General features: G+C 67.7%; 8 protein-coding genes. 4 read left to right on the top strand and 4 right to left on the bottom strand.

The window, feature by feature from the left end:
- Positions 1-81 precede the first annotated feature (81 nt).
- Entirely contained in the window at positions 82-2,265 is a 2,184-nt protein-coding gene (gene selD / locus ACRCSW_RS19865; protein WP_438707382.1) for a selenide, water dikinase SelD, read from the top strand.
- Between the two features lie 42 nt (positions 2,266-2,307).
- Here selD and mnmH read toward each other — a convergent pair whose 3' ends face one another.
- Positions 2,308-3,363 carry a tRNA 2-selenouridine(34) synthase MnmH gene (gene mnmH / locus ACRCSW_RS19860; protein WP_438707383.1) on the bottom strand — a complete coding sequence of 352 codons (1,056 nt, stop codon included), beginning with the start codon at positions 3,361-3,363 and terminating at the stop codon, positions 2,308-2,310.
- Positions 3,364-3,462: 99 nt separating this feature from the next.
- On the opposite strand from mnmH, the gene ACRCSW_RS19855 reads away from it, so the two are divergent.
- Positions 3,463-4,071, top strand: coding sequence for a DUF1287 domain-containing protein (locus tag ACRCSW_RS19855; protein ID WP_438707381.1), 609 nt, complete (start codon positions 3,463-3,465; stop codon positions 4,069-4,071).
- Positions 4,072-4,180: 109 nt separating this feature from the next.
- Here ACRCSW_RS19855 and ACRCSW_RS19850 read toward each other — a convergent pair whose 3' ends face one another.
- The 3 genes from ACRCSW_RS19850 to argE form a co-directional block, all read right to left on the bottom strand.
- Entirely contained in the window at positions 4,181-4,822 is a 642-nt protein-coding gene (locus ACRCSW_RS19850; RefSeq protein ID WP_438707380.1) for an imm11 family protein, read from the bottom strand.
- Between the two features lie 304 nt (positions 4,823-5,126).
- Positions 5,127-5,537: a fasciclin domain-containing protein gene (locus ACRCSW_RS19845; RefSeq protein WP_438707379.1), complete on the bottom strand. Its 411-nt coding sequence runs from the start codon at positions 5,535-5,537 to the stop codon at positions 5,127-5,129.
- A 427-nt stretch (positions 5,538-5,964) separates the two neighbouring features.
- On the bottom strand, positions 5,965-7,113 hold the full coding sequence (gene argE, locus ACRCSW_RS19840; protein ID WP_438707378.1) for an acetylornithine deacetylase: 1,149 nt from the start codon (positions 7,111-7,113) through the stop codon (positions 5,965-5,967).
- A 115-nt stretch (positions 7,114-7,228) separates the two neighbouring features.
- Here argE and ACRCSW_RS19835 point away from each other — a divergent pair, with 115 nt between their 5' ends.
- Both ACRCSW_RS19835 and ACRCSW_RS19830 read left to right on the top strand, forming a co-directional pair.
- Positions 7,229-7,903 (top strand): hypothetical protein, encoded by a 675-nt coding sequence (locus tag ACRCSW_RS19835; protein WP_438707377.1) that lies wholly within the window; start codon positions 7,229-7,231, stop codon positions 7,901-7,903.
- Positions 7,904-8,013: 110 nt separating this feature from the next.
- Positions 8,014-8,802 (top strand): hypothetical protein, encoded by a 789-nt coding sequence (locus ACRCSW_RS19830; protein WP_438707376.1) that lies wholly within the window; start codon positions 8,014-8,016, stop codon positions 8,800-8,802.
- Positions 8,803-8,895 lie beyond the last annotated feature (93 nt).

Raw genomic sequence — 8,895 nt, 5'->3', positions numbered from 1 at the left:
GTCCCGTCCGACCAGCTCCCCCCGCTCGCCATTCCGCCCCACCTGCGCTAAGCCTCCCTCGCCGGACCTGCGAGAGAACTCATGACCCCCTACCCCCAGATCCGCGACCTCGTGCTGATCGGCGGCGGCCATGCCCATGCGCTCGTCCTCCGGATGTGGGGCATGAACCCATTGCCCGGCACCCGCCTCACCCTCATCAACCCCGACCCCGTTGCCCCCTACACCGGCATGCTGCCGGGCCTCATCGCGGGCCACTACCGGCGGGACGAGATCATGATCGACCTCGTCCGCCTCGCCCGCTTCGCCGGCGCCCGCCTGATCCTTGACCGCGCCACCAGCATCGACCGCGACGCCCGCCTGATCCACCTCGCCACCCGCCCGCCGCTCCCCTACGACCTCGCCGCGATCGACGTCGGCATCACCTCCGACCTCCCTCTCCCCGGCGCAGCCGAGCATGCCGTCGCCGCCAAACCCCTCGGCCCCTACGCCGCCGCCTGGGAGACCTTCCTCGCCCGCGGCCTCGCCTTCCCCCGCATCGCCATCCTCGGTGCCGGGATTGGCGGCGTGGAGCTGGCCCTCGCCTCCGCCCACCGCCTCCGCACCCTTGGCACTGACCCACAGATCACCCTCCTCGACCAGGCCGACACGCTCCTCCCCGCCCTCGCCCCCACCGCCCGCCGCAAGCTGCAAGCCGAACTTGCAGCCGCCCGCATCACCCTCCGCCTCGGGACCACAGCCACCGCCATCGGCCCCGCCAGCGTCACACTTTCCAATGGAGAGGAGATCGGCTCCGACCTCACCATCACCGCCACCGGCGCCCGGCCCCAAGGCTGGCTCGCACGACTCGGCCTCACCCACAACGACGGCTTCCTCCTCACCGACCGAACCCTCCGCACCTCCGACCCCACAATCTTCGCCAGCGGCGACTGTGCCACCCTGACCGAAGACCCCCGCCCCAAGGCAGGCGTCTTCGCCGTCCGCGCCGCGCCCGTCCTCCTCCACAACCTCCGCGCCACGCTCGCAGGCCAACCCCTCCGCCCCTTCCGGCCGCAACGCGACTACCTCAAGCTCATCTCCCTGGGCTCGAAATCCGCCGTGGCCGAGAAGTGGGGCCTCGCCCTCGCCGGCCCCCGCCTCTGGCGCCTCAAGGACCGTATCGACCGCCAGTTCATGGACCGCTTCGACACCTACCCCGCCATGCCCCGACCCAAGGCCCCGCCCCTGGCGACCGAGGGCCTCACCGCCCACCTCGCCCAGCGCCCCCTCTGCGGCGGCTGCGGCGCGAAGCTCGGGCCCGGCATCCTCCGGACCGCTCTCACCGCTCTCCCAGCGCCAACCCACACCGAAGTCCACTCCGGCCCCGGCGACGACGCGGCGATCCTCACCGGCCCCACCGGAGTGCAGGTGATCACCACCGACCACCTCCGCGCCTTCTGCAACGACCCCCGCCTCATGGCCCGCTTGACCGCGCTTCATGCCCTTGGCGACATCTGGGCCATGGGCGCCGCCCCGCAAGTCGCGCTCGCCCAGATCACGCTCCCGCCCCTCGGCCCCGACTTGCAGGCCCGCATGCTGGCCGAGATCATGGAGGAAGCCGCCACAACCCTCCGCGCAGCAGGGGCTGATGTGGTCGGCGGCCATTCCACTGAAGGGGCCGAGCTGACCATCGGCTTCACCGTCACCGGAACCGCCCCCCGCGCCATCGCCAAAGGCGGCGCCAGGCCGGGCGACAAGCTGATCATCACAAAACCCATCGGCTCCGGCACCATCCTCGCCGCCGAGATGGCCATGGCCCAAGTCCCGGGCCTCCTTCTCGGAGAAGCCTGGGCCGCCTGCATCGCCCAGATGACCCGCGCCCAAGGCACCGCCGCCGCTATCCTCGCCCCAAAGGCCCGCGCCATGACCGACGTCACCGGCTTCGGCCTCGCCGGTCACCTCCTGGAAATACTCGACGCCTCCTCAGCCGCCGCAACGATCCGGCTCAAGGACATCCCCCTCCTGCCCGGCGCCGCAGAACTGGCAGCCGCAGGCCACGGCTCCTCGCTCCAGCCCGCGAACCTTGCCGCCGTCAGCTGGCGGATGACCGCGCCGCAAGACCCGCGCACCGCTCTCCTGACCGACCCGCAGACCGCCGGAGGCCTCCTGGCAGCCGTCCCGCCAGACGTAGCCGACGCCCTCCTCAATGCCCTCCGCGAAGCCGGGCACAACGCCGCCATCATCGGCGAGATCACCGCAGGTGAGCCCTACCTGACCGTCACCACCTGACCCCCCGATTTTTCGTCGAAAAATCGGCGCAACGGCCGGCGCTCAGCGCCCGGCCAGCCCGCCCACCGCCTTCGCCACCCGCCCGGCAATCCCCACCAGGTCCTCAGGCCAAAGCCGCTCCACGGTAACCTCCGCCACCGGCACCGCCATCCTCGCCCGGTGCTTGCCGTAGCGCGGGTCGTAATGCCGCTCCATCAGGTCAGCCGCCAGCGCCTGGAACTCCCCCGCCCCGGCCAGCGCCTGCCACTCTTCGATCACCTCGCGCGGATGGAGCGCCTTCAGCAGGTCCACCGTCGCCGCCAGCCGCCCCGCATCCGCCGTCAGGTCCGCATAGGCCCGCGCCAGATACGCCGCCCGCGCCGCCCGAGGTGCCACGATCGCCACACGAGGAGCCGCGACCATCGCCTTCCAGATCTCAGACGGCAACCGCCGCTCGCCGATCTTCGAGCTCTCCGCCTCCGCCACCACCGGCCGCGAGGGGTCAAGCCCCGCCAACGCCAGCGCCAAGGCCCCCTCGAACGCCTTCTGCGACGGCTGTTCCCCCACTGCCCCGAACAGCGACCCCCGGTGCCGCGCCAGCCCCTCCAGGTCAATGACCTGCACCCCAAACCCCGGCAGAAGGTTCAGCACCTCCGTCTTCGCCGACCCCGTATTCCCGTCCAGCACCACCACCGGCGCCCGCACGGGCGTCTCATGAACCTCCCGCACCACAAGCCCCCGCCAGGTCTTGTACCCACCGGCCAAAGTCTCCACCCGCCAGCCGATCTGGGCAAGGATCGTCGCAAACGACCCCGACCGCTGCCCGCCCCGCCAGCAATAGACCAAGGGCCGCCACCCCCCCGGCCGGTCCGCCAGCACCCCCTCCAGATGCCGGGCTGCGCTCTTCGCCACCAGCGCCGCCCCCAGCTTCCGCGCCGTGAAGGGTGAGACCTGCTTGTAGATCGTCCCCACCCGCGCCCGCTCGTCATCGTCCAGAACCGGCAGCGAAATCGCCCCCGGCAGGTGATCCTCGGCAAACTCCGAAGGCGACCGCACATCGATGATGTCATCGAAGCCAAACGCCGCCAGATCGGCCAGAGAGGTGAGCGTAACCGCCATCACGCATGTATTACCGGCCCCGGCAAAAAGGCGCCAGCCCTTGCCAAGGGGCAGAAATCCCCACTCGCCAACCTCCCGCGAAAGGCGCATTATCGGCCCATGCGAAGCCTTGTCCTGCTCCTCTCCATGGCCCTCGCCGCCCCGGCCTTTGCCGGATCGGAGCCTTCGCGCATCACCGAAGCCGCACGCGATCAGGTCGGCGTGACCCTCACCTACGACCCGGCCTACGTGCCGCTCGACTTCCCGGGCGGCGATATCCCGCGTGACCGTGGCGTCTGCACCGACGTCGTGATCCGCGCCCTCCGCGACGGCTGGGGTATCGACCTGCAGCTCGCCGTCAACCGCGACATGAAGGCCGATTTCGGCGCCTATCCCGCGCTCTGGGGTCTCACGACCACCGACCGCAACATAGACCACCGCCGGGTGCCGAACCTGCAAACCCTCTTCGCCCGCATCGGCGCCGAGGTTCCCCTGGAGGACGGCCCGACCCCCTACCTTCCGGGAGACATCGTCACCTGGACCCTCCCCGGCAACCTCGCCCATATCGGCATCGTCTCCGACCGCCGGGCCGAGGACGGCACCCCCCTCATCCTCCACAACATCGGTGCCGGGGCACGTGAGGAAGACATCCTCTTCACCTACCCGATGACCGGCCACTACCGCATCGGCGCAGACGAGGCGGAACGGCTGGCCGCGCTGACAAAGTAGGTCGGGCTTCAGCCCGACTCTCGTAGGGTGCGCTACAGCGCACCGTTCAATTTCCGCACTTAAACCGCCGTCGCACAGAAGCGCACCACCCCACACGCGCCCAGTTCCGTCAGGCGATGACGATGCAGGGTCGCATGGGCATTTGACGAACACGGATTCCGGCGGGTTTAAGTGCCGATCTCAGCCGGTCGGAGAGGAAGATACGACCTCGGAAATTGGCGTCAATCCACAGGTCGGCGCCTGGAGCTGCATCGGCGCGCACGGCCAAGACGTCGTTTTCGCGAGCAGCTTTCCATCGACCGCTGCCCGCGAACGTCTCTTCGACATTCTCCGACTTCTCCGGGATCACCGTCTTCTTGTTCGCCGTGATGTGCAGGATGAACCACCGCCCGGGCCGCCGGGTCGTCTGGTCATATTCATAGAGCGGCACCTCGTGGATCAGCGAGTTGCCCATGTCGAAGTCCGCCAGAAGATCGCGGAACTTCTCAGAGATCACCAAAAGCCCGTTGGTGATCATGACCAGATCGGGGGTCTTTGTCTTATAGTCTTCCTTGATGTCCCGAAGATCAAAAAAGATATACTCCGGCACCAGATCCGCTGGCAGGGGCTTACCATCCGGGTAAAGGAAGCCGTTCGATCCTTCGATTCTGCGTTGTATGGTGTTATCCCTAATGTGGTAATTGATATTCCGGACGTTGATCGTGTGATCGGTAAAGGTGGTGTTCCAGATTTTCGGAAGTGCTTCGGTCATGGTGATCCTCGGCCAGTGTCAGGTTGCGGATGGTGCAGCGGCCCACAGGGTGCGTGATTTCACACACCACCGCCAGATACCAACCCCGCCTTCCCGCCATTCCCTCACCCCCCAATCCCCTAACAAACCCCTAGCGCCCCCACCCAACCCCTTGAAATTCCCTCGCCGCATCATGCTGTCCACCGTGGACACCTGCTATCCCTTCACCACTAGAAACGCTCTCCACGAAAGCCCCCCGGCTCGCAAACCAAAAAAGGGGGACCAACCGGCCCCCCTTGCACTCACCATACAAAAGGCCCGCTGCTTAGGCGGGCATCATCACGGTGTCGATCACATGGATCACGCCGTTCGAGGCGCCGAGGTCGGCCGAGCTGACCTTGGCCGCGCCGACATGGACAGACCCGTCCTTGCCGATCACGGTGACTTTCTCGCCACCAAGCGTGGCGATATCGGCGGTCTTGTCGGTGAAGTCCGACGCCATGTGCTTGCCCGAGACGACATGCAGCTTCAGGATGGCGGTCAGCTTGTCCTTGTTGGCAGGCAGGACAAGATCCTCAACCGTGCCCGCAGGCAGCTTGGCAAAGGCATCGTTGCTCGGGGCGAAGACGGTAAAGGGGCCGGTGCCGCCCAGGGCTGAAGTCAGGTTGGCCGCAGCCAGCGCGGTCACAAGCGTCGAGAATGCCGGATTTCCGGCAGCCGTTTCAACAATGTTCATGAAAGTCCTTTTCGGCGGACGGATGGCCCGCTTGAAGACATATGGAGCACGGAGCGAAGATTGCGAGGGGCAGGACAACGATTGTCGTCCACGTCAGCGATCTGGGCGCGTCTCCGCCCATCCTGGCGGGCAGTGTGTCCAGTTCTGGCGGCATCGAAATGTAGGGTGTGTGATTTCACGCACCACTAAAAAACGGAAGTCGTCTTTCCCCGGAATTCCCGCAAACCCCTAACAAATCCCTAACGCTACCACGCAACCCCTTGAAATCCCGCGCATCACCCTGCTGGGCACCGTGCCCACCCCCAGGGGAGCCCCTTGCGGCCCCGCCCTCCCGGACCCACACCCTCCTCGTTCGACTTCGTCTCCTCGTCGGAGACCACCCGAGCGATGAGTGACGAAGTCATCGAAGAGCGGCCCCCGGGGCCCCTCAAATCCCCGCCTCCAGCCGGCCCACCAAAGCCCCCAGCATCCCCCGGCACCGCTCGATCTGCTCGACCGCCACGAACTCGTCCGGCTTGTGACCCTGGGCCATCGACCCCGGCCCGCAGATCACCGTCGGCACCCCAAGCCGCTGGTCGAAAAGCCCCCCTTCCGTCCCGAACGCGACCTTGATCGTCCCGTTCGCCCCCGTCAGCCCCTTCACGAAATTCACCACCCCCGCATCTGAAGGCGTCCCGAGCCCCGGATAATCCCACAGCCGCTCCACCCTGATCGCCGCCTCCGGAAACTCCCCCCGCAACGGAGCCACGATCCCCTCCGCCTCCGCCTCCAGCCGCGCGATCAGCCCCGCCACGTCCTCCCCCGCCAAGGATCGGATCTCGAAGTCCAGCACCGCATGGTGCGGCACGATGTTGACCTGCACCCCGCCCCACATCTTCCCGACATGCAGCGTCGTGTACGGCACGTCATAGTCCCCGTCCCGCAGCCCCGTCGCCGCCACCTCCGCCTGCAGCCGCCTGACCGCCCCCAGGAAATCCGCCCCCAGATGCAGCGCGTTCAGCGCCATCGGAGCCAAGGCCGAATGCCCCTCCCGCCCCGCACAGGTCGCCCGCAAGGCCACCTTCCCCTTGTGCCCGGTCGCGACCTGCATCCCCGTCGGCTCCCCGACAATGCAGAACCGCGGCTTCACCGGAGCCACCGCCAGCATGTCGATCAGCGACCGCACCCCCATGCAGCCGATCTCCTCGTCATACGACAGCGCCAGATGCAGCGGCACGGCCAAAGGCCGCCGGGACGCCAGAAGCATCGCCTCCACCGCACAGGCCACGAACCCCTTCATGTCGGCCGCCCCTCGGCCGAAATACCGCCCCTCGGCTTCCGTCAGAGCAAAGGGCGGCCTGGTCCAGACCTGCCCCTCGACCGGCACCACATCGGTATGCCCCGAGAGCATGACGCCCCCCAAGCCCTCCGGCCCGGTCGAGGCGTAAAGGTTCGCCTTCCCCCCCGACGCATCCGGCACCAGCATAACCTGCAGACCGGCGCCCTCAAGCAACCCTTGCACATAAGACATCAGCGCGATGTTCGGCTTGGAACTCACCGTGTCGAAGGCCAGAAGCCGCTCCAGGATCTCGCGCATGTCTCGCCTCCCTTTCCCCCCTGCTACCGCGAAACCTCCGGGGCCGAAAGCTTTCCTCACTTGTCCCTGCCGCCCGGCTTTGCGACAGTCCCGCCACCCCGACGAAAGCCCGCCGATGCGCCGCCTTGCACTGCCCGTACTGCTTGCCCTTACCCCGCCCGCCCAGGCCGAGGCGCCGAACCTTGCCCCCGAACCCGACGGCACCCCCGGAACCGCCACCCGCCTTGTCCTCGCACAGCGAACCTACGAGGCGGCGATGACCAACGGCGACGCGATCCTGCTGCTGGCCGCCATCCGCCTTGCCCGCAGCGTCACCCCGCGCCCACCGACCGCCTGGGAGAAGACGACCACCGGCGATGCCCCCGGCGACGAGGCCAAGGGCCGCCCCGCAGCACCCGATCCCGCGGGACCCGAGGCCATTGCCATCGCCCAGGGTCTGGCCGGTGAGGACCCCGACCTCCAGGACCTCGTCTACGACCTCGACGCCCAGCTTCCCGACCACCGCACGGAAACCGCCGTCACCGTCAGCGCCGAGCTCGGCGCAGGCCAGACCGACAGCTGGCGGATGCCGCTTTTCGGCGAGGTAGCTGCCGAAATCGGCCTGATCGGCGATGGGGACGGACCACTGGCCCTGACGGTCACCGACGAAGGCGGGACGCCCGTCTGCGCCCTGCCCCCAAGCACCGCTCCCGCGCTTTGCCGCCTGACGCCCGCCCGGAACGGGTTCTTCACCGTCTCGGTCAGCAACCCCGGCACAATGGTCAACACCTACCGCCTTATCGGGAACTGAGGCAGGTGACGGCATTTGTCACGCCATACACCCTTCTCAACAGGCGGCCAGCCTGCAAATATGCGTCTATCCCGTCCCACCCTGGGGCGGCCAAACCCGTAGGACAGGACATGACATTGAAATCCCTTTCTGCTGCACTGGCCACCACCGCCCTGGTCGCCCTTGCCCTTCCCGCGCTCGCCCAGGACAAGTCCGGCACCAACGCCGGCGTCACCGCCGAAGGCGCTGCCCCCGGCGGCGCCTCGACCATGGGCCTCGCGCAGGACCTTTACGCCCTTGGCGTGGCCCAGGGTGACGCCGTGACCGTGCTCGCCGCCGCCAAGCTGGCCGCATCCGTTGCCGTGGAAACCAAAACCCCCGCCGCACTTGAGCTCAGCGCCGAAGAGATGGCCGCAATCGCCAGCAAGACCGCGCCCAAGGGCCGCGAAATGCCCGCCGAAGCGACCGTCTCGCTTGCCAGCACCTCGTCCGGCGGCGACGCAGGCGAGGAAGGTGCCGCCGAGGCGCCTCCGACCGCCGACGTGATGTTCGCCAAGGCCAAAGAGCTTGCCGCGGATGACGAGGCCCTCATCGGCCTCATCGAAGACGCCATGGCCGAAGGCTCGCGCGGCCGGATCGGCGGCGGGGTCGAATGGCTCTCGCGGCTCCCCGCAGGCCAGACCGATGTCTGGGAAATCCCGTTCTACGGCAACTCCTACGCCGAAGTGGCCATCGTCGGCGACGGCGACGCGAACCTCGACGTGGCCGTGACCGACGAGAACGGCAACGTCATCTGCTACGACGTCAGCTGGTCCGACAAGCTTTACTGCGACTGGACCCCGGCATGGGACGGCTACTTCTACGTCACCGTCCAGAACATGGGCGGCTCGCGGAACAGCTATTACCTGATGACGAACTGACCCCCGTCAACCGCAATAGAGAAGGCCCGCAGCACAAGACTGCGGGCCTTTTTCGTTGCTGCTCGTCGAGCACTTCGTGCACTCCTCGCGAGG

Source organism: Tabrizicola sp. (assembly GCF_051645465.1).
GTDB lineage: Bacteria > Pseudomonadota > Alphaproteobacteria > Rhodobacterales > Rhodobacteraceae > Tabrizicola.
The sequence above is the reverse complement of the archived record's forward strand: the minus strand, read 5'-3'. Positions and strand labels throughout refer to the sequence as shown.